27 protein-coding genes are annotated in these 25272 nt (G+C 54.8%); 12 read left to right on the top strand and 15 right to left on the bottom strand.

The annotated features are described in order from the left end of the window. The first annotated feature begins 94 nt into the window (after window positions 1–94). The 4 genes from ABLW18_RS09640 (at window position 95) to rimO (ending at window position 2909) form a co-directional block, all read left to right on the top strand. Entirely contained in the window at window positions 95–664 is a 570-nt protein-coding gene (locus ABLW18_RS09640) for a GcrA family cell cycle regulator (protein WP_347824598.1), read from the top strand. Window positions 665–798: 134 nt separating this feature from the next. After that, window positions 799–999 (top strand): hypothetical protein, encoded by a 201-nt coding sequence (locus ABLW18_RS09635; protein ID WP_347824597.1) that lies wholly within the window; start codon window positions 799–801, stop codon window positions 997–999. Further along, entirely contained in the window at window positions 965–1483 is a 519-nt protein-coding gene (locus tag ABLW18_RS09630; protein ID WP_347824596.1) for a hypothetical protein, read from the top strand. Before ABLW18_RS09635 ends, ABLW18_RS09630 begins: the two co-directional genes overlap by 35 nt. Before the next feature lie 52 nt (window positions 1484–1535). Beyond that, on the top strand, window positions 1536–2909 hold the full coding sequence (gene rimO, locus ABLW18_RS09625; RefSeq protein WP_347824595.1) for a 30S ribosomal protein S12 methylthiotransferase RimO: 1374 nt from the start codon (window positions 1536–1538) through the stop codon (window positions 2907–2909). A 152-nt stretch (window positions 2910–3061) separates the two neighbouring features. Here rimO and ABLW18_RS09620 read toward each other — a convergent pair whose 3' ends face one another. Both ABLW18_RS09620 and ABLW18_RS09615 read right to left on the bottom strand, forming a co-directional pair. Beyond that, a complete protein-coding gene (locus tag ABLW18_RS09620) occupies window positions 3062–3415 on the bottom strand; it encodes a YigZ family protein (RefSeq protein WP_347824681.1) in 354 nt (117 codons plus the stop codon). Between the two features lie 40 nt (window positions 3416–3455). Next, window positions 3456–4151, bottom strand: a complete 696-nt coding sequence (locus tag ABLW18_RS09615; protein WP_347824594.1) for a M48 family metallopeptidase — start codon at window positions 4149–4151, stop codon at window positions 3456–3458. A 137-nt stretch (window positions 4152–4288) separates the two neighbouring features. Here ABLW18_RS09615 and ABLW18_RS09610 point away from each other — a divergent pair, with 137 nt between their 5' ends. Genes ABLW18_RS09610 through ABLW18_RS09595 form a run of 4 tightly spaced genes read left to right on the top strand, consistent with a single transcriptional unit; the run spans window position 4289 to window position 6950 of the window. Continuing rightward, window positions 4289–4522: a hypothetical protein gene (locus ABLW18_RS09610; RefSeq protein ID WP_347824593.1), complete on the top strand. Its 234-nt coding sequence runs from the start codon at window positions 4289–4291 to the stop codon at window positions 4520–4522. A gap of 17 nt (window positions 4523–4539) precedes the next feature. Next, entirely contained in the window at window positions 4540–5637 is a 1098-nt protein-coding gene (locus ABLW18_RS09605) for a class II histone deacetylase (protein ID WP_347824592.1), read from the top strand. A gap of 51 nt (window positions 5638–5688) precedes the next feature. After that, window positions 5689–6255, top strand: coding sequence for a nitroreductase (locus tag ABLW18_RS09600; RefSeq protein ID WP_347824591.1), 567 nt, complete (start codon window positions 5689–5691; stop codon window positions 6253–6255). Then, complete coding sequence (locus ABLW18_RS09595; protein ID WP_347824590.1) at window positions 6252–6950, top strand: EI24 domain-containing protein; 699 nt, start codon at window positions 6252–6254, stop codon at window positions 6948–6950. Before ABLW18_RS09600 ends, ABLW18_RS09595 begins: the two co-directional genes overlap by 4 nt. Here the strand turns inward: ABLW18_RS09595 and ABLW18_RS09590 are convergent. After that, the gene (locus ABLW18_RS09590) at window positions 6907–7200 is read right to left on the bottom strand and encodes a DUF1467 family protein (protein ID WP_347824589.1); all 294 of its coding nucleotides are present in this window, start codon (window positions 7198–7200) and stop codon (window positions 6907–6909) included. The genes ABLW18_RS09595 and ABLW18_RS09590 overlap by 44 nt on opposite strands. A gap of 27 nt (window positions 7201–7227) precedes the next feature. Next, the gene (gene mce, locus ABLW18_RS09585) at window positions 7228–7632 is read right to left on the bottom strand and encodes a methylmalonyl-CoA epimerase (protein ID WP_347824588.1); all 405 of its coding nucleotides are present in this window, start codon (window positions 7630–7632) and stop codon (window positions 7228–7230) included. 120 nt (window positions 7633–7752) lie between these two features. On the opposite strand from mce, the gene ABLW18_RS09580 reads away from it, so the two are divergent. Further along, window positions 7753–8283 (top strand): response regulator, encoded by a 531-nt coding sequence (locus ABLW18_RS09580; protein ID WP_347824587.1) that lies wholly within the window; start codon window positions 7753–7755, stop codon window positions 8281–8283. A gap of 202 nt (window positions 8284–8485) precedes the next feature. Here the strand turns inward: ABLW18_RS09580 and aspS are convergent, their stop codons facing one another. Both aspS and ABLW18_RS09570 read right to left on the bottom strand, forming a co-directional pair. Beyond that, the gene (gene aspS, locus ABLW18_RS09575) at window positions 8486–10261 is read right to left on the bottom strand and encodes an aspartate--tRNA ligase (protein ID WP_347824586.1); all 1776 of its coding nucleotides are present in this window, start codon (window positions 10259–10261) and stop codon (window positions 8486–8488) included. 96 nt (window positions 10262–10357) lie between these two features. Further along, complete coding sequence (locus ABLW18_RS09570; protein ID WP_347824585.1) at window positions 10358–10597, bottom strand: DUF6356 family protein; 240 nt, start codon at window positions 10595–10597, stop codon at window positions 10358–10360. A 101-nt stretch (window positions 10598–10698) separates the two neighbouring features. Here ABLW18_RS09570 and ABLW18_RS09565 point away from each other — a divergent pair, with 101 nt between their 5' ends. Next, entirely contained in the window at window positions 10699–11172 is a 474-nt protein-coding gene (locus tag ABLW18_RS09565; protein WP_347824680.1) for an Lrp/AsnC family transcriptional regulator, read from the top strand. Window positions 11173–11311: 139 nt separating this feature from the next. Then, window positions 11312–14608: a carbamoyl-phosphate synthase large subunit gene (gene carB / locus ABLW18_RS09560; protein ID WP_347824584.1), complete on the top strand. Its 3297-nt coding sequence runs from the start codon at window positions 11312–11314 to the stop codon at window positions 14606–14608. A 55-nt stretch (window positions 14609–14663) separates the two neighbouring features. On the opposite strand, the gene arsH is transcribed toward carB, so the two are convergent. Beyond that, window positions 14664–15380 (bottom strand): arsenical resistance protein ArsH, encoded by a 717-nt coding sequence (arsH, locus tag ABLW18_RS09555; RefSeq protein ID WP_347824583.1) that lies wholly within the window; start codon window positions 15378–15380, stop codon window positions 14664–14666. A gap of 131 nt (window positions 15381–15511) precedes the next feature. Between arsH and ABLW18_RS09550 the strand changes: the two genes are divergently transcribed. Further along, window positions 15512–16114 carry a thymidine kinase gene (locus tag ABLW18_RS09550; RefSeq protein ID WP_347824582.1) on the top strand — a complete coding sequence of 201 codons (603 nt, stop codon included), beginning with the start codon at window positions 15512–15514 and terminating at the stop codon, window positions 16112–16114. Window positions 16115–16226: 112 nt separating this feature from the next. On the opposite strand, the gene ABLW18_RS09545 is transcribed toward ABLW18_RS09550, so the two are convergent. From ABLW18_RS09545 to ABLW18_RS09510, 8 genes are all read right to left on the bottom strand, one after another. After that, window positions 16227–17099: a DmsC/YnfH family molybdoenzyme membrane anchor subunit gene (locus ABLW18_RS09545; RefSeq protein ID WP_347824581.1), complete on the bottom strand. Its 873-nt coding sequence runs from the start codon at window positions 17097–17099 to the stop codon at window positions 16227–16229. Continuing rightward, window positions 17099–17848: a 4Fe-4S dicluster domain-containing protein gene (locus tag ABLW18_RS09540; protein WP_347824580.1), complete on the bottom strand. Its 750-nt coding sequence runs from the start codon at window positions 17846–17848 to the stop codon at window positions 17099–17101. The genes ABLW18_RS09545 and ABLW18_RS09540 overlap by 1 nt, the downstream gene beginning before the upstream one ends. Next, window positions 17849–17983: a hypothetical protein gene (locus tag ABLW18_RS09535; RefSeq protein WP_347824579.1), complete on the bottom strand. Its 135-nt coding sequence runs from the start codon at window positions 17981–17983 to the stop codon at window positions 17849–17851. It lies immediately after the preceding gene. After that, entirely contained in the window at window positions 17965–20775 is a 2811-nt protein-coding gene (locus ABLW18_RS09530; protein WP_347824578.1) for a molybdopterin oxidoreductase family protein, read from the bottom strand. Before ABLW18_RS09530 ends, ABLW18_RS09535 begins: the two co-directional genes overlap by 19 nt. A 26-nt stretch (window positions 20776–20801) precedes the next feature. Next, on the bottom strand, window positions 20802–21806 hold the full coding sequence (pta, locus tag ABLW18_RS09525) for a phosphate acetyltransferase (RefSeq protein ID WP_347824577.1): 1005 nt from the start codon (window positions 21804–21806) through the stop codon (window positions 20802–20804). Window positions 21807–21817: 11 nt separating this feature from the next. Beyond that, window positions 21818–23587, bottom strand: a complete 1770-nt coding sequence (gene xsc / locus ABLW18_RS09520; protein ID WP_347824576.1) for a sulfoacetaldehyde acetyltransferase — start codon at window positions 23585–23587, stop codon at window positions 21818–21820. 135 nt (window positions 23588–23722) lie between these two features. Next, complete coding sequence (locus tag ABLW18_RS09515; RefSeq protein ID WP_347824575.1) at window positions 23723–24436, bottom strand: EAL domain-containing protein; 714 nt, start codon at window positions 24434–24436, stop codon at window positions 23723–23725. Next, window positions 24400–25071, bottom strand: a complete 672-nt coding sequence (locus tag ABLW18_RS09510; RefSeq protein WP_347824574.1) for a GGDEF domain-containing protein — start codon at window positions 25069–25071, stop codon at window positions 24400–24402. Before ABLW18_RS09510 ends, ABLW18_RS09515 begins: the two co-directional genes overlap by 37 nt. Window positions 25072–25272 lie beyond the last annotated feature (201 nt).

The raw sequence follows: 25272 nt of genomic DNA, 5'->3' as shown, positions 1-25272 counted from the left end.
CACTTGGGTGGTTGTCCTTAGCCTCAGTTGAGCCTAAAGTAGGATGCTGCATGGGTATCACCCGGTATGGCTACGAAATTCAAGGGGGGGCATGATGTCCTGGACTGATGAACGCGTCGAAGTTCTGAAAAAAATGTGGGGCGAGGGCCAATCGGCCAGTGTGATCGCCAAGGAATTGGGCGGCGTAACCCGCAATGCGGTGATCGGCAAAGTGCACCGTTTGGGCCTGTCCAACCGCGTGACCTCGACCACGGCCAAGCCGGCCGCCAAGGAAAAGGCAAAAGCGCAGGTCAGGGCAAAGCCAGCCGCGCCCGCGACACCAGCCGCACCGCCAAAACCGGCTGCGCCTGCGACCGAAACCGTGCGGGTCACCCCGCCTGCGGTGCGCAAGATCATTCCTGCCGGCCAGCCGCTTCCGCCGCAGCCCTCAGCCAATGAGATCAGCCCCGAAGCTCTGGCAAAAGTCAGTGAAGTGGAAAAGACCGCCAAGAAGATCAGCTTGATGGAATTGACCGAAAAAACCTGCAAATGGCCGGTCGGTGATCCCGCGACAGATGATTTTTGGTTCTGCGGTCTGGCGGTAAAAGCCGGCAAACCCTATTGCGAGGCGCATGTTGGTGTGGCCTTTCAGCCCATGTCCAGCCGCCGCGACCGCCGCAGGTAAGCCAACCGTCTTGAAATTCCCCAGCCCATTGATATTCTGAAAAGAAAATTTTAGGCCCCAGGGGCGACGGTAAATTGATTCAAGCTTTTATAGAATGGGCTTTGCTCCAGAATGGGCTAATCGGGTGGCCGCTCGTGACTTTTGTCGGCCTTATGAGCATTCCAGCATTCCGCAACACTGCGTCGCGCCCAACCGACCGCGCATATTGGCTTAAATTGCTGCGCGACGATCGCCCAGCAGAACGTTATCGTTCGGTGATGGACGGATGGTTGGATTGGCTCGACACCCGGCTCTCCGCTGATGGGGCGCAGCAAGGCGCAGTGCAAAGGGCTTGATCAAAAACAGGCGGCTTGGCGGGCGGTGTTAGATGGGCTGGGCGGGATTGCCATTTTCTTTGCCTTGGGATCTGCGCTCATCGCCTTCATCACTTTTGCTACCCCTGCGGATGGGGTGCCGCTATGGGATTTAGCAGAGCTTTTTGCCAAACTACGCTCTGCACCCGGCGATTATATCTGGTTGATGGTTGCGCTAACTTCCACGCTTTTGCCCACGCTATTGCATCTATCGATCGCGGCACTCACCCTGGCGCTGCAATATCCCGCATGGTGGCGCAATTTTGTTGCCGATCTTTTGGAGAGGGGTGCACAGAGCCACCAGGCGGCCCTCTTTTCCGGCATTTGCATTTGCGCCATGATCACCGTCGCAGTTTGGAGTCCGATCTGCATCTTCGTCTTCGTCATCACCCATGACCGCGGCGCCACATTCAACACCGTGCTTTGGATTTTTGAGACCTTTGCCTGGGCCATTGGCGGGATATAGGCTCGGCAATCTGCCATCTACACATCCGCGCAATCTCTGCTATAGCGGCCCTATGGCACAGAATCCTCCCCATCTCCGCCCCGACCTCGCGCCCAAAGCGCGGATAGAAACCCCACGCCCGGGCCAGCCAACCATCGGCATGGTGTCGCTGGGATGCCCCAAAGCTTTGGTCGATAGCGAGCGCATTTTGACCCGCCTGCGCGCCGAGGGCTATGCGATCAGCCCTGATTATTCGGGTGCCGAGGCGGTGATTGTAAACACCTGCGGCTTTCTTGACAGCGCCAAGGCGGAAAGTCTTGAGGCGATTGGTGAGGCGCTGCATCAAAATGGTAAGGTGATTGTCACCGGCTGTTTGGGAGCCAATCCCGAGTATATCACCGGCGCGCATCCCAAGGTTTTGGCCGTCACTGGCCCGCATCAATACGAACAGGTTTTGGATGCTGTCCATGCCGCCGTGCCGCCCGCACCGGATCCTTTCGTAGATCTCTTGCCCGCATCCGGCGTCTCGCTGACACCGCGGCACTACAGCTATTTGAAGATATCAGAGGGCTGTAATCATAAGTGCAAATTCTGCATCATTCCCGATATGCGCGGCAAATTGGTCAGCCGCCCACCGCGTGCGATCCTGCGGGAGGCGGAGAAATTGGTTGAGGCTGGCGTGCGCGAGCTTTTGGTCATCTCACAAGACACCAGCGCCTATGGCATTGATATTAAATCAGCGGTAGAGGGAGACATCCGCCCCCATATCACCGATCTGGCCCGCGAATTGGGGCAATTGGGCGCTTGGGTGCGGCTGCATTATGTTTACCCCTACCCCCATGTGCGCCATTTGATTCCCCTGATGGCCGAGGGGTTGATCCTGCCCTATCTCGACATTCCTTTCCAACACGCACACCCCGATGTGCTCAAACGTATGGCCCGCCCTGCCGCCGCCTCCAAAACCCTTGATGAGATTGCCGCCTGGCGCGCCGATTGTCCCGATATCACCCTTCGATCAACTTTCATCGTCGGCTATCCCGGCGAGACTGAAGCAGAGTTTCAAACCCTGCTCGATTGGATGGATGAGGCGCAGCTCGACCGGGTTGGCTGTTTTCAATATGAGAACGTCGCTGGCGCGCGCTCCAACGACCTGCCCGATCATGTGCCCGAAGATGTCAAGCAGGAGCGCTGGGGCCGGTTTATGGAGAAGGCACAGGCCATTTCCGAGGCGCAACTTGCGGCCAAACTGGGCCAACGCATGGATGTGATCGTTGATGAGCTGGACGCAGAGGGCATCGCCACCTGCCGCACCAAGGCTGACGCCCCCGAAATCGACGGCAACCTGTTTATTGACGAGGCTGCAGACGTTTTGGCCCCTGGCGACATCGTAACGGTGGAAGTGGATGAAGCCGGCGCCTATGATCTCTGGGGCCGTATCGTGTCGTAACTGCCCGAAGTCACTATTTTGGATGTTATCTTGGTCGCCACAGTGAATGGGGGCATTTGCACAGCCTCTGCATAACAGACTATTACAGCAAAATCTCCTCGCCCGACAGCAACACCAGGCCGCGCCTGCCCGCCGCTGCGCGCAAACCCGTGTTATGGGGCGGGGTGATCAAGGTAAAGACGCGTTGCTTCTTGCACATGGCGAAAGCGGTCGCCGCCAAGAGGTTTGCCGCCGTACCAGCGGGTGACAACAATCAGCTCACCCACCCGCTCGGCCCGCTCCAACATGCGCAGGATCACCATCCCAGCGCCGCTTTCCCCATCATCCGACTTTAGCGGCACCCCATCGAGCAGAACACCCCAGCTGTTATGAGTCGCTTTGGCATATTTCTTGTCCCGCTTCAGATCGCGGAGCGCCGCATCAATCTCTGCCCGATCTGCAACTGCGCAGCCGGAAACCGCATATTTCGAGCCGCGGTCACTGAGGATTATCCCCAATTTCCTCACAACCATGCCCTCGGGACAAGGGTCAGGGCCGCGCGCCTGTTCATAACTCTGCCACCGCGGCTTTCACCCCAGCGATCCGATCCGCATTGCGCGGATGGGTGCCAAAGAACCGATTGCCTGCATCGGGAATTCGCGTGAAATAAGCCGCGCCGCGCACCGCATCAAACCCTGCGTTTTGCGTCATTTTCGCGCCCAAGCGGTCCGCCTCAAGCTCAAAGGTTTTTGAGTAATTGCGCCGGCCAACCGCTGCGCCGATTTCCGACGCCGCATCAACCGAACGGTTGGAGCCGCCCAAAGCTGCCGCCAATACCTCAAAAAGCGTGGCCCCACCGCGCGCGAATTCATCTTGCCGCTCCAAATGCCGCAAAATATGGTGAGCCGCCTCGTGTCCAATGACAAAGGCCACCTCATCGGCGTTGTACATGTCTTCCAGCAGGGTCAGGGTAAATGCCAAGATTGGCTGTCCCGCGTCATTCACCGTTTGAAACGCATTGGGCGCATTTTTGGGATTTGGATCAATGGCGATGAGAAAGTCACAGTTCAAATTCGGGCTGGTCGACTTGCAGGTCTCGATTACGACTGGCCGCATCCTGCGCACAGCGATGGCAAAACGCTCGGGCACATCTTCGGCTTTCAAAACCCGCGGCTCATCCGCCACCACCACAGGAGATCGCGCATCTGGCATGAGTGTGCATCCGGCCAACGCAAGCATCACTATTACAGGAATGATCCGCATTCCGCTCTCCTTAAACCTCTCCGACAGCTTACCCATAAAATTGCTGCAAACCACCCCTTTGATCCGGCCTCTTAGGCGAGAAATCACCCAGTGCACTTGTCACTTGCACCATAAGTAAATCTAATTAAGGTTAGCATATGTTTACCATTGAACATGGCTTTGAAGCCACCTCTATAACTTTGATCGATGATACGATCGGCGCGCTTTTGGAAGATGTGTGTATCAAATCCTATGAGGACCGAATTGTTATTGAGCAATGGGACGCCGCCCGTGATCGCATGCACAGGATCACGCTCTCCATGAACCAAGCCCGCGACCTTGCCGCTGCGCTGGATTTGCCTGAAGGCGTCTACCAACGGGCCGAACCTTAACTGCGAAAGAGCCAAAGATGACGACCGGATTTTATTGGGATGAGCGCTGTTTTTGGTTTTCTGGCGGCAATTATGCCTTCACCCAGCCCGTCGGTGGCTTGGTTCAGCCTCTCGCTGCTGGCGGCATTCCTGAAAACCCCGAAACCAAACGCCGGTTGAAGAATCTGATGGACGTCACCGGGCTGACCCAGACCCTCGCAAGCCAGAGCGCGGATATTGCCACGCGGGACGCGCTGTTGCGGGTGCACCCCAGCAGCTATCTTGATGCATTTGAGGAGGCGTCAAAGGCAAGCGGCGGCGAGCTGGGTCTGCGCGTGCCTTTCGGTCATGGCGGTTATGAGCAGGCGGCGCTGTCCACCGGACTGGCTTGCCGGGCGGTTGCAGATGTGATGGCGGGACGTGTGAGCAATGCATATGCGTTGTCGCGCCCCCCGGGGCATCATTGCTTGCCAGATTTTCCAAATGGGTTTTGTCTTTTGGCCAATATCGCCGTGGCGGTCGAAGCCGCCCGCAGCACGCAGCCGGATTTGAAAGTGGCCATTATAGATTGGGATGTGCATCACGGGAACGGGACAGAGGCGATTTACATCGACGATCCAGCCGTTCTGACCCTCTCTATCCATCAAGAAAGAAATTATCCGCTAGACAGCGGAGACGTCGACCTTCGCGGAGTGGATCATAGCAACATCAACATCCCGCTGCCACCTGGGGCAGGCCATGCCACCTATATGCAGGTTATGGACCAGATCGTTCAGCCTGCCTTGCAACGATTTAAACCAGATTTGATCATTGTTGCTTGTGGATATGATGCCGCCGCCATTGATCCCTTGTCTCGTATGCTCGCTACGGCCCAGACCTTCCGTGACCTAACTGCTGCAATCAAAGCCAGCGCGACAGAGCTTTGTGACGGCCGTTTGGTTTTGGTGCACGAGGGCGGATATTCAGAGGTCTATGTCCCCTTTTGCGGCCATGCCACGATCTCAACCCTGGCCAACAGCACAATTGAGGCTCCTGATCCCTTTGCGGACATTTTCGCCCAGCGCCAACCGCACGGCAAGTTTGCGGATTTCCTCAGATCTTGGGTCGATGATTTAGCGGCATTCCACAGACCGTGAATAAACGCACACCCCTTGCGAAAAGCCCAGCAATGCCCCACATCATAGCGCATGACAGATGCATTGACCTTTTTGAAAACGCGCCGCTCTCGCCCGGCGAAAATCTTAACCGCTCCAGTGCCAGACCGGGACGCGCTTGAGGCGCTCTTATGTGTTGCCGCGCGCACGCCAGATCATGGTAAGCTAGAGCCTTGGCGGTTCATTGTTCTAGAGAAAACCGCATTGCGCCGCTTGGGCGCTTTGGCCCGCAATATGGCTGAGGCGGCCGGGCCAGACGTGGTTGATGCAAACAAAGCAAGCCAGCAGTTTGAAATTGGGCATTTGGCCGTCGTGGTTGTCGCCAGCCCAAAGCCCTGCGACAAGTTTCCGCAAATTGAGCAAACCTACTCCGCCGGCGCTGTCTGCCTGTCGCTGCTGAATGCAGCTTTGGCCAGTGGTTGGGGCGCCAATTGGCTTTCGGGTTGGGCCTCGCACAACCCAGATTTTTGCAAAGAAGGCTTGGCACTTGCGCCACATGAACATATCGCCGGAATTGTTCATATCGGAACTGGCCCGGCCCAAATGCCCGACCGTCCGCGCCCCGATGTTGCTGCCCTCACCCAATGGTTGGATGAATGATTTTTTCAGACTTTCTGAGATCTATCGCCCAATTTGACGATCCGAGATTTCGCCGCGTTTTGTGGCGCAGCTTGGGGCTTACCATCGTATTATTAGCCGCCGCCTGCCTATTGGTGATCTATGGCGTCAACCAATTGTTGTCCTCAGCTTTAGTGGCTGGCATGATCGGTGAGCAGAGTTGGCTCGGCTCCCTGTTCAATATCGGCGGGGTCTTACTTACCATCGTTCTGTCAATTTGGGTAATGGTTCCCGTGGCCTCAGCGATTATCGCTCTGTTTCTCGATGAGGTGGCGCAAGCGGTTGAGGCGCGGCACTATCCGCATCTTCCAAAACAGGCAGCCGCCAAGCTGCAAGATCAAATTTTGGTCAGTATCCGGTTTTTAGGATTTTTGATTCTTGCCAATATTGGCGCTTTGATCCTCTCAATGATTTTGCCATTTTTGGCGCCGGTCGTGTTTTGGGCCACCAACGGCTATTTGATGGGCCGGGAATATTTTCAAATGGCCGCTATGCGGCGCGTGCCGCGCACGCAGGCCCAAGAGCTATTGCGGCGCCATCAGGGCGCTATCTGGTGCGCTGGGATCTTGATGGCTATTCCCTTGACTATACCGCTGGTGGGATTGTTTATCCCTATTCTCGGCGCGGCCACCTTCACCCATCTGTTCGAGAGACTTCGGGCGTTGCCATCCGGTTAAACCAATCAATGTCGCGCACGGAAATCACCCCGCTGATAATCGTTCCTGCAACAACTGCCCAAATCACCAAGGCGACGACGGTTGTCACCATAAAACGTTTTTTCATTTGTGGGTTTTCTGGGCTGCCCGCATGGGTCCCAGGTTCTATTTTTCCAACATCCCCTTGAGTTTGCAAGCGCAGTGGCAAGACAATGAACAAAGTCAAAAACCATATGACGGCAAAAAGTACGAGGGCTGAGGTAATCGGCATGAGAATTTCCTGAAAATTTATCTAGACTTAGACCTGTTCTAGCTCGATGAGGCACCCTGTGAAGTCCTTAGGATGCAAAAATAGCACGGGTTTCCCATGGGCGCCAATTTTTGGCTCACCGCTGCCCAATACGCGCGCGCCCTGACTTTGCAATTGCGCACGCGCCGCGAGGATGTCGTCCACCTCATAGCAGATATGATGAATGCCGCCCGAAGGATTTTTATCCAAAAAATTCTGGATTGGAGAGCCCTCACCCAATGGAAACAGCAGCTCAATCTTTGTATTTGGCAACTCGATAAAAACAACGGTCACTCCGTGATCCGGTTCATCTTGTGGCGGGCCAACTTTTGCACCCAAAGTTGATTTATATTGCGCTGCAGCCGCCTGCAAATCAGGCACTGCAATCGCCACGTGATTAAGCCGTCCGATCATTTTCATCTCCTGTTTTCCGTCTTGTAAAGCCGCACCGCCAAATAAGGCAAGCCGCATTAACCAAGCGTTAGAGTCTTTGAGCGCAAAACTGGCCCATGATCTGAAAATAAGGGGGCGATCATGACCGGGATGTCGAACACGTTACACTCACTCAAACCTACCAGCCGCAGACCATTGCACGGCTTGATGGTGCTTCTGGTGGAAGACAGTCTCACCGCGGGCGAGGCCGTGCGCTTGATGTGCATCACCTCTGGCACACGATTGAGACGCGCAGACTGTATGACAAGCGCCCGACGACACCTTAGAATTTATCGCCCGGATGTGGCCATTGTTGATATGGGCCTGCCAGATGGGGACGGCGCTGAGCTGATCTCAGAACTTGCACAAGCCAGTCCCCGCACCCAGACCATCATCGGTCTTTCCGCAGATCCAAGCCGCGCCACCGCGGCGATGGAAGCGGGCGCCGATAGTTTCATCGAAAAACCCCTCAATTCCGTTGCAGGATTTCAAAGCGCAATCCTAATGAATCTCCCAAATCATCGCCGGCCTATGGACATACGTCTCCTGCCAGATCTAGCGTTTGAGGCTGACCAACGCGCCTTGCAAGAGGATTTGGTCCATGCGTTAGACTTGCTCAACAACAAAGAGTGAGCGCAGCCCGGCTACCTTGCGGCCTTTATCGCTGGCGTGGCCCGCACCGCCTCCGATCCAACGCTAGAACAGGCCGCCGAACGGTATTTAACCACTGAGAACCGGTCCGATCTCCGCACTGCGCTGACGGAGTTTTTGGCAGAGAAAATAGCGGTGTGAGAGGGCCGTCGGTAATCGGCCGACCTGCCCTCTTCGCGAAGCGCTATTCTGGCGCGATGACCCGAAGTGACAATTCCCGCAGCTGCTCATTCGTCGGTTCCGACGGCGCTGCCATCATGAGATCTTCCGCCCGTTGGTTCATCGGGAACATAATGACTTCACGAATGTTCGCCTCGTCGGCCAAAAGCATCACAATTCGGTCTATGCCGGCAGCGCAACCACCGTGCGGCGGGGCGCCGTATTGGAAGGCGTTCACCATGCCGCCGAAGCGGTTTTCGACCTCTTCCTTACCATAGCCCGCAATTTCAAAGGCTTTGAACATGATCTCTGGGCGGTGATTCCGAATTGCACCACTGAGCAACTCATAGCCATTGCATGCCAGGTCATATTGATACCCCAACACCTGCAAAGGATCACCCTGAAGGGCCTCCATACCCCCTTGTGGCATCGAAAATGGGTTGTGCTCAAAATCGATCTTGCCGGTTTCTTCATCTTGCTCATAAATCGGGAAATCAACAATCCAGGCAAACGCGAAGCGCTCTTTGTCCGTCAGGCCCAATTCATCGCCAATCACCATCCGCGCTTTGCCAGCAACCCCTTCGAAGGCTTTTGGTTTGCCGCCCAAAAAGAACGCCGCATCACCAACGCCAAGCCCCAACTGCTGACGAATAGCCTCTGTTCGTTCAGGACCGATATTCTTAGCCAATGGGCCAGCGGCCTCCATGCCGTCACCTTGGTCGCGCCAGAAAATATAGCCCATGCCGGGCAGACCTTCTTTCTGCGCAAACGCATTCATGCGATCACAGAATTTTCTGCTGCCACCTTTTGGCGCCGGAATGGCGCGAATCTCAGTACCTTCTTGTTCTAAGAGCTTGGCGAAGATGGCAAAGCCCGAACCAGCAAAATGCTCGGAAACCACCTGCATCTTTATTGGGTTGCGCAGATCTGGCTTGTCACTGCCGTACCAAAGCGCCGCATCACGATAGCTGATTTGCTCCCATGTTTGATCCACTTTGCGACCACCGCCAAACTCCTCAAACACACCGGTTAAAACAGGCTGTATCGTGTCAAAGATATCTTGTTGATCCACAAAAGACATTTCTAAGTCAAGCTGATAGAAATCTGTTGGTGAGCGATCCGCGCGCGGATCTTCATCGCGAAAACACGGAGCGATCTGGAAATATTTATCATAGCCAGAGACCATAATGAGCTGTTTGAACTGCTGCGGCGCCTGTGGCAGTGCATAGAATTTACCCGGGTGCAGACGCGATGGCACCAAGAAATCCCGCGCGCCCTCGGGGCTAGAAGCGGTGATGATCGGTGTTTGAAACTCGCGGAACCCTTGATCCCACATCCGGCGACGCATCGACGCCACGACGTCGGAACGCATTTTCATGTTCTTTTGCAGCTTCTCCCGGCGCAGGTCGAGATAGCGATATTTCAATCGTGTCTCTTCAGGATATTCTTGCTCTCCAAACACCATCAACGGCAGCTCGTTCGCCGCGCCCAAGACCTCAAGGTCACGGATGAAGACCTCGATCTCTCCTGTAGGAATTTTCGGGTTCACCAATTCCGCGTCGCGGGCTTTCACCGTACCATCAATGCGAATACACCATTCGCTGCGCAACTTTTCTACTTCTTTGAACACCGGGCTATCCGGGTCGCAAAGCACCTGCGTCATCCCATAGTGATCTCGCAGATCGATAAAGAGCAAACCGCCGTGGTCGCGCACGCGATGCACCCATCCCGAAAGGCGGATTGTCTCGCCAACATTATTTATGTTCAAGTCGGCACAGGTGTGGCTGCGATAAGCATGCATGGGTCAGGGCTCCTTCAAGCGGTCGCGCTGATACATCCCGACAGACGCCTAAAGTCAAGCCAAACCGCCGTTTTCTGACCTGCGTACGGCAAAAATTCAGCCCTTTGAGGGTGAATACGCCTCAAGCAGCTTTCTCTCAGTCATTTTTCTGTAAAGCTTGGAAATGATTTGGCTTGCGGATTTTTCAAATAAAAAGGGCAGGATCGCATGGATCAGAGCACAGATCGCCGCGGTCAAGAGCATGACAAAGTAATAGATTACGTGCAAAAAATGCTGGCCGTAGCTTTCGCCAATATTGCTCAAATGCACCGTAAAATAATTCGGTGAACGGGTCATGTAAAAGCTCTAAAATTGCTGACACCAGCATAAACTGCGTGGACTCAACTTTTTTCCCAAATTTTCTATGCCATGCTTTAATTGCGTGATAATATCCCAAAATATCGGATGATTACGTAACATATGATGATTATGACCGCGCTATATTGCAACAGATGCAGCGCAATGCCGCGCAGCCCTCAGAGGAATTATCCGAGGCGTTCCACCTGTCGCGCAACGCGGTTTGGCGGCGGTTAAAGCGCCTGCAAGACAGCGGTCTTTTGAAGGCCCGCGTGGCGCTGTTAGATGCACAAAAGATTGGGCTTGGTCTGACTGTCTTTGTGTCAATCTCTGTGCGCAGCCACAACAAAGATTGGGCCGATCAATTCACAAAGGTCATTCGCAGCCTACCACATGTGCAATCGGCCTATCGCACTTCGGGGCATCAAGACTATTTAATCAAAGCGCGCATCCGGGACGTCCAAGCCTATGATGATCTCTATCAGCGCCTCATTTCGCGTATCGAATTGGCCGATGTCAGCGCCAGCTTCGTGATGGAAGAGCTCAAAGACACAACCGAATTGCCCCTGCCCTGAGCTGCGGCACGATGGGACCGTGCCAGTCTTAAAATCTGGGCGCCGCAAACTGGACTTGAGTATCACAAAGCCCCTTGCACCCAAGACCTCCTTCCCTATAAGGCAGGACAGTTTGCGCCCGACACTGAAGGATAGATTCATGCCGAAGAGAACTGACATTAAATCCATTATGATTATCGGGGCGGGTCCCATTGTGATCGGTCAAGCCTGTGAGTTCGATTACTCCGGCGCCCAGGCCTGCAAGGCTTTGCGCGAAGAAGGCTACCGGGTGATTTTGGTCAATTCAAATCCAGCCACCATCATGACCGATCCAGATATGGCCGATGCGACTTATATCGAGCCCATCACACCTGAGACTGTGGCCAAGATCATAGAGATTGAGCGTCCCGATGCGCTGCTGCCCACTATGGGCGGACAGACCGGCCTGAACACCTCGCTCGCGCTTGAGGAAATGGGCGTTTTGGACAAGTTTGGCGTAGAGATGATCGGCGCCAAGCGCCCAGCGATTGAAATGGCCGAAGACCGCAAACTCTTCCGTGAAGCCATGGATCGGCTTGGCCTTGAAAACCCGCGTGCCACGATTGCTGAGACGATGGAAGAATGTATGGCCGCGCTTGATGACATCGGTCTCCCCGCAATTATTCGCCCTGCGTTCACTTTGGGCGGCACCGGCGGTGGCGTGGCATATAACCGAGAAGATTATGAGCATTTTTGCAAAACTGGCCTGGACGCTTCCCCCGTCAGTCAAATCTTGATTGATGAGAGCCTTTTGGGCTGGAAAGAATATGAAATGGAAGTGGTGCGCGACACCGCAAACAACGCAATCATCGTCTGCTCTATCGAGAATGTCGATCCTATGGGCGTGCATACAGGCGACAGCATCACGGTTGCCCCGGCCCTGACGTTAACCGATAAAGAATACCAAATCATGCGCAATGCCAGCATTGCCGTTCTGCGCGAGATTGGTGTAGAGACCGGTGGCTCGAACGTGCAGTGGGCCGTGAACCCAGAAGACGGCCGGATGGTGGTCATCGAGATGAACCCGCGTGTCTCACGCTCATCGGCACTCGCCTCCAAGGCAACTGGATTTCCAATCGCAAAAGTTGCAGCAAAATTAGCGGTTGGCTATACGTTGGATGAGTTGGACAATGACATCACCAAAGTGACCCCAGCCAGCTTTGAGCCCTCCATCGATTACGTTGTCACCAAAATCCCACGTTTCGCATTCGAAAAATTCCCAGGATCTCAAGCAGTGCTCTCGACGGCGATGAAATCTGTTGGCGAAACCATGGCCATCGGCCGTAGTTTTCACGAATCGGTGCAAAAAGCGCTGGCCTCGATGGAAACAGGTCTCACAGGTTTTGATGAGGTCGAGATTGACGGCATGCCCAGTGCCGATGACTTGGTCCTGCGGGACGGGATCTTAGTGGGTCAAAGCCCCGAAGCTCAAATGGCGATCGACAAGGCGCTGACCCGCGAGCTAGCAATCCAGTCGCCAGACCGGATGCGGGTCATTGCTCATGCGATGCGCTTCGGATTTTCCGATGATGAGTTGCACAGCATCACCCGCTTTGATCCTTGGTTCTTGGCGCGCATTCGCGAAATCATAGAGATGGAAACAGTCATCAAGGCCGAAGGGCTGCCCCAAGATGAACAGGGGCTGCGCCGAATTAAAATGATGGGCTTCACCGATGGCCGTCTGGCTATTTTGACCGGCCGCACCGAGACTGATATTCGCAACGCGCGGCAATCGCTCGGCGTTGTTGCGTCCTTCAAGCGGATCGATACCTGCGCGGCCGAATTTGAAGCACAAACCCCCTATATGTATTCCACCTATGAAGCTCCGGCGATGGGCTCAACCGAATGTGAAGCACGGCCATCTGACCGCAAGAAAGTGGTTATTCTCGGCGGTGGGCCAAACCGGATCGGTCAAGGGATTGAGTTTGACTATTGCTGCTGCCACGCCTGCTATTCCCTCACAGAGCAGGGCTATGAGACCATTATGGTCAACTGCAATCCTGAAACGGTGAGCACAGATTACGACACCTCAGACCGCCTGTATTTTGAGCCTCTGACCTATGAGCATGTGATGGAAATCCTGCGAGTTGAGCAAGAGAACGGAACGCTGCACGGTGTGATTGTGCAGTTCGGTGGGCAAACGCCCCTAAAACTGGCCAACGCCCTCGCGGACGCAGGCATCCCAATCTTGGGCACCACACCCGATGCCATCGACCTGGCCGAAGATCGCGAGCGGTTCCAGGATCTGGTGAATACTCTCAAGCTCAAACAACCCAAGAATGGCATTGCCCATTCTGACGCTGAAGCCTTGGCGATAGCGAGTGAGATCGGTTTCCCGCTGGTTATTCGCCCCTCTTACGTCTTGGGCGGCCGCGCGATGGAAATTGTCCGCGACCAACCCAATCTTGAACGTTATATTTCCGAAGCGGTTGTGGTCTCGGGCGATAGCCCAGTGCTCCTCGACAGCTACCTCTCTGGCGCAGTTGAGATTGACGTGGACGCGCTTTGCGACGGCACGCATGTGCATGTTGCTGGAATTATGCAGCATATCGAAGAGGCCGGCGTGCATTCGGGTGACAGCGCCTGTTCTTTGCCGCCCTACTCTTTGTCGCAAGACATCATTGACCAATTGAAACAGCAAACCGAAGCCTTGGCGCTGGCGTTGAATGTTGTCGGATTGATGAATGTGCAATTCGCCGTCAAAGATGGCGAGATTTACCTGATCGAAGTCAACCCGCGTGCCAGCCGCACCGTACCCTTCGTGGCCAAAGCCGTGCGCAGCCCGATTGCCGCCATTGCTGCCAGAATTATGGCTGGTGAACCCTTGAGTAATTTTGACCTGGTGGATCCAGCCAGCATCAAAGGCTTTGCGGTGAAAGAGGCTGTCCTACCCTTCGCACGCTTCCCGGGCGTTGATACGCTGCTTGGGCCTGAAATGCGCTCCACGGGCGAGGTCATGGGCTTTGACAGCAAATTCCATCGCGCCTTTTACAAGGCACAATTGGGTGCGGGCACGCAATTGCCGACCACTGGCAAAGTCTTCCTGTCGATCAAAGATGATGACAAGGGACCGATGTTGCTCGAGGCCGCAACCTGTTTGGTGGAAATGGGCCTCAGCCTGACCGCCACCTCAGGAACTGCGGAATTCCTCGCTGCGTCCGGCATTCACAGCACCGTGGTGAACAAGGTCTATGAAGGCCGCCCAAATATCGTTGATCAGATCAAAGATGGCGATATCGCCCTTATCTTGAACACCACCGAAGGTGCACAGGCGGTAGATGATAGCCGCAGCATGCGGGCTGCAGCCTTGATGGATAAAATACCATATTTTACCACCCTGGCCGGCAGCCATGCCGCCGCCTTCGCCATCAAAGCCCATGCAGAGGGCGACGTGGGTGTGAAAGCATTGCAGCTGTAACTGCAGACCGGCCCCATCCCCGCGGCGTCACCCTTTGGGGATGGGCCAGGCCAATTTAGATGTCTGTCAGTGAGACGCGTTTGTGCAGCTCTTCAGCAGTTTCGACGCGTTCTGAATAGCGATCCACCAGCATTTCTTTACGCCCACGCGTCATTACGGTAAAACGCGCCAGCTCCTCCATCACGTCCACAACCCGATTGTAAAAGGACGATGGCTTCATCCGTCCATTTTCGAACTCGAGCCATGCCTTTGGCAACGAACTTTGATTTGGAATCGTGATCATCCGCATCCAACGCCCCAGGATCCGCATTTGATTGACCGAATTGAACGATTGCGATCCACCAGAAACCTGCATCAGAGCAAGAGTCTTCCCTTGGGTCGGACGCACCCCACCAATGGCAGACAGTGGGATCCAATCAATTTGATTTTTCAAAACCCCAGTCATCGCCCCGTGCCGCTCAGGACTGGACCAAACCATACCCTCACTCCACAGCGCCAATTCGCGCAGCTCTTGTACCTTCGGATGGCTGTCGGGCGCCCCATCGGGTAACGGCAAGCCAGTGGGATCAAAAAATTTGGTTTCGCAACCCAAGGCCCGCAGAACCCGCGCACCCTCTTGGGCCACCGACCGCGAATAGCTTTGCGGCCTGAGCGACCCATATAGCAGCAAAATACGTGGCGCATGCCCATCATCTTTCGGGCCAGCCAAAGCCGAAAAATCAATTGGGCGCAGCATGTTGGGATCATAAAGCGGAACTTCAATTTGGGACATTTCACCCTCCTCCGGTCAATGTATCGCGCGCAGTTAGCACCATTACAGGTACCGCGAAAGCCACAATTGCCGCCCCATGGACACGCCCCCGACCCTCTTGCATCGTCTCCGCGCTCGGGGCACACATCCATATGGCTAAGCTCTATTTCAACTACTCCACAATGAACGCCGGCAAATCGACCTTGCTGCTTCAGGCGTCGCATAACTACAAAGAGCGTGGCATGCAGACCTATCTGCTCACGGCCCAAATGGACACTCGGGCCGGACAGGGCAAAATCGCCTCCCGCATCGGCATTGGCGAAGAGGCAGACACATTTTCACCCCATGATGACCTGTTTGAGAAGATAAAAACGCGGCTGGCACAAGGACCCGTCGCCTGCGCCTTTATTGATGAGGCACAGTTTTTGACCAAGGATCAAGTTTGGGCCCTGGCCCGCGTGGTAGATGACCTCGGATTGCCCGTCATGTGCTATGGTCTAAGGGTAGATTTTATGGGAGAGCTGTTTCCAGGATCCGCCGCGCTCTTGGCCCTGGCCGATGAAATGCGTGAGGTGCGAACCATCTGCCACTGCGGCAAAAAGGCGACGATGGTGGTGCGATTTGACAGCACCGGCAAAGCCGTCACCTCCGGAGATCAAGTGCAGATTGGCGGCAATGAAACCTATCTATCGCTCTGCCGCAAACATTACCGCGCCGCAGTGGCCGACGACGAGTCTCCTCAGCTTCCAATCTAAGGCATTGTCATCTCCAGGATCTAGCCGCTCGCCGGCCGCCGTTTCTCAAAAAAAGGCGGGGGGTATACAACCACCTCCCACCTTTATTCAAGGTTTTGGACTCGCCGAATGCTCAGCGCTTGCCATAGTAAAGCCCCACAACATGCTCGGCCTCAGCAAAGAACAACCAACGCTGTGCAAAGGTTCCCAGCGCATGGCAAGCCACAGCCAAACAAATCATGAGCACACTGCTCGAAATCATCAACAACACTAAGGGCGCAACAATCATCAGAGCAAAAGCAATCACACGCAATTTCACCGCATGCTTTCGACCGACCTGATGCACCATCTCTTTCAGCAGATAGTTATTGCCCGTGTGGGGCGGCTCGAAGGCGCGCACGATACCGCGCGCACCAAGGCCGGTTGCCGTGCCAACATCCGTGCCCCGCTCGTGAAACCGTCCATCACCAGACAGCCAAGCGAACAGCTGCAGAGCCCCCGCCAAACACAAAAGCCCGATGGCGAGACCCACTTGACCGGCAAGCAATCCACCGCCACCCAGCGACAAAGCCAAAAACAGCACGGGAGTGCTCCAATGGTTCCAACGTGGCACGGTCTTCAGCTGTGCGTAGATCATCGAGGTGGCAAAAACCGTCAAGATTGATAAAGCCGCGCCAATATAGCCCAAAGGCTGCCATGCATTATCGTAAAACACAGTCCCGAGGGCAAAGACACCCATGACCAGCAAACACGCGACCGCCAAACAGCCCTCACGGCTCAACCAGCTGCTGCGCCATTGCGAGAAGGCCTTCAAGAACCTCTGTGGATTTCCCAAATGGAAGGTCGAGGCCAAAAGCCCACCCCCCGCCAACGCAAAGGCCACAGCATAGTGGAAAAACGCCGCCCAGCCGCGCGCATCTGGCAGACCAAGCCCCAGCCAGGTCAGCATGCCAAAGCCCAAACCCGATGCGACAGTGAAAAGTATTACAGAACCAGCAGGATGCATCAGAGTTTCTCCAAAGCTTTATCGAGCCACCCAAGGAAGCCTTTTTGAGTGCCCGAAACAGGCTCCAAATAGGGGGCCAAGATATCAAGATCGGCCGGCACATCTTTCGGACGTGGTGGCAGGTATTTGTTCACCGGCTTGGTGCCCAGCTCGGGCATAAGATCCATGCCCCCACGCGCCGCCACCAATTGCGACACCTCGGAGGTATCATCGCCCAAATCGCCAAAATGCCGCGCGCCGGATGGGCATGTGCGTACACAAGACGGAACCCGATCCTCTTCCGGCAGGTTGTCATTGTAGATCCGGTCCACACAGAGCGTGCACTTCTTCATCACACCTGCCGCTTGATCCATCTCCCGCGCCCCATAAGGGCAGGCCCAAGCACAAAGACCGCAGCCAATGCAGGCATCCTCATTGACCAGCACAATCCCATCCTCTGCGCGCTTATAGCTCGCGCCGGTGGGGCAAACGGTGACGCAGGGCGCGTCTTCGCAATGCAGGCAAGATTTCGGGAAGTGGATCAGCTGCGCCGGGCCCGTCTCGGGTTGCACCTCATAGGAATGCACACGGTTCAAGAAGGTGCCCGAAGGATCAGACCCGTAAGGATCCTGATCTGACAGGGGCGCGCCATAATTCTCGGTGTTCCAGCCTTTGCAGCTGACCACACAGGCATGGCAGCCGACGCAGGTGTCAAGGTCAATGACCAAGCCCAGCTTCTTAGCCGAGGTGGTTTTGGGAAGCGTTGTCATTTACTTTTGCCCCTGTTTTGCTAAATATATGTGTTGGTAAGCGCCGTCTTTTCTGGCTGTAGCCACACCGCGCGGAATAAGTTCCAACGTTTCTGAGATGAGTTTGGCCACACCCATCATTTGCTTACTTTCCATTCCAATTCTCCCGGCCCCGTCCCCACGGGGGAGGTGATCGGCTCAAATCGGGGGCTGCTTTCGGATTGGCTTTCAGCCTTTTCGATTTTCACCCGCAGATCAAACCAGGCCGCTTGGCCGGTTACCGGATCAGAATTGGACCACCGCAGCCCGTCGCCCTTGGACGGTTGCAGCTCGTGGATCAGGTGGTTGAGCAGGAAGCCTTTGGTTGCCTCAGGCGCTGCCTCATCCAAGGCCCAAGCGCCTTTGCGCTTGCCAATCGCGTTCCAGGTCCAAACGGTATTTTCATTCAGAGCTGCCATATGCGCCACGGGCACCACAATCGAGCCATGGGCCGACGTGACCCGCGCCCAGTCGCCCTCGGCAAAGCCATTGGCCTGCCAAATTTTGGTGGGGACAAAGAGCGGGTTTTGCCCGTGGATTTGCCGCAGCCAAGCGTTTTGCGTCCCCCAAGAATGATACATCGCCATGGGGCGCTGGGTCAGCGCATGGATGGGAAATTCTTCCACATCTACCGCGCCATCCTCAAACGGCGCATACCACATCGGCAGCGGATCCAACGTCTGTTTGATCTGCGCGCGCAGATGCTCTGGCGGTTGCCGCTCGCCATGACCCTCTGCGGCCAATTGAAAGCGGCGCATGGGCTCGGAATATATGTCAAAAAGATAGGGTTGCGGCGCATCATAAATGCCTATTTTCACAGCCCAATCTTGATAGGCCGCATTCCAGGGTTTGTAATATTCGGCCCCTTCGGGCACGTGGATTTCATAAAACCCGCCATTGTCGATATAGGCCTGCATTTGATCGGGGTTCGGCGCACCGCGCCCTTCCTCTTGGCCCACCTCACCGCGGAACCCAATCAGCGGTCCCACACCCGGGCGGCGCTCGTGATTGACGATGTAATCTGCATAGTCTTTGTATTTGGCGGATCCATCATCATTGACAAAGCCCTTGAGCCCCAAGCGCGCGCCCAAATCGACCAGAACCGACTGAAAGCCACGCACATCGCGATCCGGCTCGACCACCGGCCAGCGGATACTGTCGGCCGCACCGCCCGCTTCGCAGATCGGCCGATCCAGCAAAGAAATGCAGTCATGGCGCTCCAGATAGGTTGTGTCTGGCAAAATCAGATCCGCATAGGCCACCATTTCCGAAGAATAGGCATCGCTGTAGATGATCTTTGGGATGACGTATTCGCCGTTTTCGTCCTTATCGGTGAGCATCTCCATGACGCCACCACTGTTCATCGAACTGTTCCAGCTCATATTCGCCATATACATGAACAAGACATCGATTTTATAGGGATCGCCAGCATGGGCGTTGGAAATCACCATATGCATCAGACCATGGGCCGACATGGGATTTTCCCAAGTGTAGGCCTTGTCAATGCGTGCAGCACTGCCATCCTCTTTCAGGCACAGATCATCCGGCCCTTGAACATAGCCCAAATGCGGCCCGTCCAGCGCTGCGCCGGGGGTGACTTTGCAATGCGGCTTGGGATGCGCAGAGACAGGTTTGGGATAAGGAGGCTTAAAGCGGAACCCGCCGGGCACCTCAACCGTGCCCAGGATGATTTGCAGCAAATGCAGGCTGCGGCAGGTTTGAAAACCATTTGAATGCGCCGATACCCCACGCATGGCGTGAAACGACACCGGGCGACCAATCATCTTTTCATGCTTATTACCGCGGAAATCTGTCCAGGGCTGATCAAGCTCGAAGGCTTCATCAAAAGCGACCCGCGCCAGATCTGCGGCAATGGCCCTGATACGATCCGCGGAAATACCGCAGCGTTCGGCAACATTTTCAGGTGCATAGTCATCGGACAAATAACGCTCGGCCAGATGCTGGAATACCGTGCGATGCCCTTCGTAAGTGGCGGCCAAATCTGGCGTGATGCCTTTGGTATCAAAAGCCACAGGTTTTTTGGTTTTGCGGTCAATAACCAGAAGCTTGCCATCAGCGCCGCGCAACAACATGCCTTTGTTTGGCCCCTCAGTGCTGTCCACCAATGCCGGCGCATTGGTCAACTGAGCGAGATAATTCAAATCCACTTTGCCAGCTTTGAGCAACAAATGCACCATGGAGAGGATAAACAAGCCATCTGTGCCGGGCGTAATGCCGACCCATTCATCGGAAATCGCATTATAACCTGTGCGGATCGGATTGACGCCAATCACCTTCGCACCACGTTCCTTCAACCGCCCCAAACCCATTTTGATCGGGTTGCTATCGTGATCTTCGGCCACGCCGAAGAGCATGAACAATTTTGTTCGCTCCCAATCAGGCTGTCCGAATTCCCAAAAAGCACCGCCCATGGTGTAAATGCCCCCAGCGGCCATATTCACCGAGCAAAAGCCGCCATGGGCCGCATAGTTTGGCGTGCCAAACCCCTGCGCCCAAAAGGAGGTGAAACTTTGAGATTGATCGCGCCCAGTGAAAAAAGCCAATTTTTCCGGATTTTCTTTATGAACCGGCTCCAACCAATCCTGTGCCAGCTGCAGCGCCTCATCCCATGAAATTTCTTCAAACGCCCCGGAGCCCCGCGGCCCGACCCGTTTCAATGGCGCACGCAGACGCGACGGGGCGTTGACCTGCATGATGCCCGCTGAACCTTTGGCGCAGAGAACCCCTTTATTGACCGGGTGATCGCGGTTTCCCTCGATATAGGCGACCTTGCCTTCCTTCATGTGGACATTGATCCCACAACGGCAAGCGCACATATAGCAGGTGGTCTTGCGAATCTCATCACTTACCTTGGGTGACAAATTCAGTTTTGGTTCTTCAAATCCCATGGGTAGGACCCCCTATTGCCTGCAATTCAGGTATTTTTTTGGACGGCGGCCTGAGCTGCCGTTACACAAATCATGTCAATGATATCATCCGCACTACAGCCGCGTGACAAATCATTTGCTGGTCTTGCCAAGCCTTGTAAGATTGGGCCAATCGCCTTGGCACCGCCAAAACGCTGCGCAATTTTATAGCCGATGTTGCCCGCATCCAAATTCGGAAAGACAAAAACATTTGCCTGCCCAGCCACTGGCGAGCCCGGCGCTTTCGCAGCGCCGACCGATGGCACCATGGCCGCATCAAATTGCAACTCGCCATCGACCACAAGATCCGGTCGTGCCGCCTGCACCAGAGCTGTGGCCTTGCTCACTTTGGTTACATTGCCGTGTTGTGCACTGCCGCGGGTGGAGAAAGACAGCATTGCAACCTTGGGCTGCAGACCGGTGAGCCGGTGCATCGACTCTGCAGAGGAGATCGCAATGTCAGCCAGTTCTTCCGCCGTTGGGTCAATCACCAGACCACAGTCAGTGAATACATTCACTTCGCTAGGCAGATCAGGGCGATCTTGGAACAGCATAAAGAAAAAAGACGACAGTAGCTTTGTGTTCTCCGCCGTGCCAATCACCTTGAGCGCCGCGCGGATGATATCGGGGGTAGAATAAACCGCCCCGCCAATCGTGCCATCGGCATCGCCTGCCGCGACCATCGCCGCGGCGAAAAAATTGGCCTGTGAAAGTTCTAGCCGCGCCTTGTCTGGTGTCATGCCCTTGGCCGCGCGCTTTTTAACATATTGCTCAATATAGCCCGACAACTTTGGGCTGTTGGCAGGATCTTCAATGGCGATATCCCCTGCGCTGCCGGCAGCCGAAAGCGCGGGCTCAACCAGGTCCGGGTCACCTATGCATATAATCTTTGCCAAATTGGCAACAGAGGCCGCAACTGCGGCCTCTGCAACGCGAGGGTCTGCACCCTCGCTCAATACAATAGTTGGTTTCGCGCCAGGGGTGGCGGCAAGAATATCGCGAAATGCCGCCACACCGATGCTCCTTATTCAGCCGCCATATCTGCCGAAGATACGCCTGCAACTTGAACAGGTTTTTTCATTGCGTCCCGACGGAAAGGCTCACCCAATTCTTGGTTCAACAAGACCTCGATCAAAGTGGTTTTATTATTTTCCATTTGATCTTTGATGGCTTGGTTTAGCACATCGGTCAACTCGTCCATAGTTTTCACTTGCACACCGATCAGGCCACAAGCCTGTGCGATGCCTGCATATGACACTTTGGTATCCAGCTCTGTGCCAACAAAGTTATCATCGAACCAGAGGGTTGAGTTGCGCTTTTCTGCGCCCCACTGGTAGTTGCGGAACACGATCTGTGTCACGGCAGGCCATTCATCCCGACCAATAGCCGTCAGCTCATTGACCGCAATCCCGAAGGCGCCGTCACCGGCGAAACCGACCACAGGAACGTCAGGCTGACCAATTTTCGCACCAACAATCGACGGGAGACCATAGCCGCAGGGACCAAAGAGACCCGGAGCCAAATATTTTCGGCCCTCATCAAAAGAGGGATAGGCGTTGCCGATGGCGCAGTTGTTGCCAATATCTGAGGAGATAATCGCCTCTTTCGGCAGCGCTGATTGAATAGCGCGCCAAGCCATACGCGGGGACATCCAATCTGGCTTGTCCGCACGTGCACGCTGGTTCCAAGTTGTACCGGGATCGTCATCTTCGTGATCCATGGACGTCAACTCTTGCGCCCAGGCTGATTTCGTTGTGGCGATCAGGTTCTTGCGCTCCTGGCGACCCGCATCACCTGCGCTATCAGACAGACGGGCCAAGAGACCTTGCGCCACTTTCTTTGCGTCACCCACGATGCCGACGGTCACAGGTTTGGTCAAACCGATCCGATCTGGGTTGATGTCCACTTGAATGATCTTCGCATTCGTTGGCCAGTAATCAATTCCATAGCCTGGCAACGTCGAGAACGGGTTAAGCCGTGTGCCCAGTGCGACGACGACGTCGGCACGTGAGATCAGCTCCATTCCGGCCTTTGAGCCATTGTATCCCAAAGGACCTGCGAACAATGGATGCGAGCCTGGGAACGCATCGTTGTGCTGATACCCAACACAAACCGGCGCATCCAAACGCTCGGCCAAAGCGGCGACATCGTCGAAAGCATCCGCCAAAACAACACCGGCACCGTTTAGAATAACCGGGAATTTCGCGCTTGAGATCAACTCAGCCGCCTCAGCAACCGCGCTTTCACCGCCTTGTGGCCGCTCGAATGAGACAATCTTCGGCAGTTCAATATCAACGACCTGGGTCCACATATCCCGCGGGATGTTAATCTGCGCTGGAGCAGAGGCACGATGGGCCTGCATGATCACACGATTAAGAACCTCAGCGACCCGGCTCGGATCGCGCACCTCTTCTTGATAGGCAACCATATCTTCGAACAATTTCATCTGTTCAACTTCTTGGAAGCCACCCTGACCGATGGTCTTATTGGCCGCTTGTGGTGTCACCAACAGCAAGGGCGTGTGGTTCCAATAGGCTGTTTTCACGGCGGTGACGAAGTTTGTGATACCAGGACCGTTTTGCGCGATCATCATGGACATTTCGCCAGTTGCGCGGGTGTAGCCGTCTGCCATCATGCCGGCAGAGCCTTCATGGGCGCAGTCCCAAAACATGATTCCAGCTTTTGGAAAAATATCAGAAATAGGCATCATGGCAGAACCAATGATCCCAAAAGCGTGGCGGATACCGTGCATCTGAAGCGTTTTTACAAAGGCTTCTTCAGTGGTCATTTTCATCGGGCAGCTCCTTAAAGGGATTGAATATGCCGCGGCATTCTCTCGCGGCATCTCTGTGGGTTTATTCCTGCCCTTCTATTAGGACATAGGCAATGACATATTTAGGGCCAGTTGGAGCCCTCGAATATATCCACATCAAAATTGTCGCGCAGATGGCGATTTTTGAGACCGCCGGCGCAATGTTTCTGCGAGCCAATAGTCAGCTCTCTCTGGTTTGCCCAAAAAATAACCCTGTGCGTGGGTGATTCCTGCAGCCCGCACAAGGTCCAATTGACCCTGAGTCTCGATTCCCTCTGCGACGATTTCAAAACCCATGGTTTTGGACATCTCGACCAATCCGCGCATAATCCCCTCGCGGCTTTCTCGTGTCGGGCTTTGAACAAAGCAGCGGTCAATTTTCAAGATATCGATCGGATATTCCAGCAATCGCTCAAGGTTGGACATCCCAATGCCAAAATCATCCAGAGCGATCCGCACACCCTTGGATCTCAGCGCATTGATGAGCGTTTTCGTGGCCTCAGGGTTATCAATCACTGTGCTCTCAACAATTTCAAAAACTGTCATTTCTGGTGGCAAGCCATTGAGCAAGGCTTTGAGCCAATCCATATCCGTCCCCGGCTGCACAGTATTGTTGAGGAACTTGCTCGAAATATTCCATCCGCAATAGATCGGCGGATCTAATTCCGAAAAACCAATTGCAGCTTGATTGGCCTCCTCAAGCGGTGGGCGCACGCCGCGTTTATAACCGTCCGCCATCAGATCCAAAAAGTCCCCTGGCAATAAAATCTCGCCATCCGGTTTGACCCATCGGATCAAAGCTTCAACCCCCTCAATTCGATCCTGCTCCAAATCAAAAATGGGCTGAACAAAATAGGTGATCTCCCCATTTCCAAAGCCGCTCCAACCTCCTCAGCAGAGGGGCGTGATTGTTTTTGCCGCATGCGGCGCACCACTTCATGATCCGCTGCTAAAATTTGGTTTTTGCCCTTAGATTTCGCTTCATAGAGCGCCGCATCAGCGACCTTTAAAGCATCTTCCATACTTTGATCCGGCCGCAATTCGCACACTCCAATGCTGGCGGTGCAGATGACACGGCGCCCCGCAACCTCCACATTGGCCCCGACCACCGCCTGCAAAAAGCGGTGCGCCACCTGCTCAGCGCGCTCCAAATCACAGCCTTTCAGAAAAACACAAAATTCATCCCCTCCGAGCCGCGCGACAAAGTCTCCGGGCCGACAGGTCGCCACCATGGCATCGGTCACCTTAATCAACAGCGAATGCCCAACTTCATGACCATAGGTGTCATTCACCGTTTTGAAATCATCCAAATCCACGTAAAGCATCGCGTGCGTTTCGATGCGTTTATGGCGGTCAATCCGCTCCACGAGATATCGGCGCGATTGCGCTGCAGTGAGATCATCAAGATCAACATAGCGAGAGAGCTTAGAGTTCGACAGACGCAACCGGTCAATCCGGCGGCGCATTCTGCGGTTCTCCAGGCGACTGCGACGAAGCTTATAAAGTGAAAAAATCAGCGTTGCAGAAAGTAGCGAACAGAATATTACGTAAAATATCAATATCATAATATGGATATTAAAGCCCATCTCCCGCCTAAAACGCAAGATTAAATCGCGCGATGCGCTGTCTGCGGCCTGTGGCTGCCAATTTCACCCTACGTCACATCT

The sequence above is a fragment of the uncultured Planktomarina sp. genome, from assembly GCA_943788425.1.
GTDB lineage: Bacteria > Pseudomonadota > Alphaproteobacteria > Rhodobacterales > Rhodobacteraceae > Planktomarina.
The sequence above is the reverse complement of the archived record's forward strand: the minus strand, read 5'-3'. Positions and strand labels throughout refer to the sequence as shown.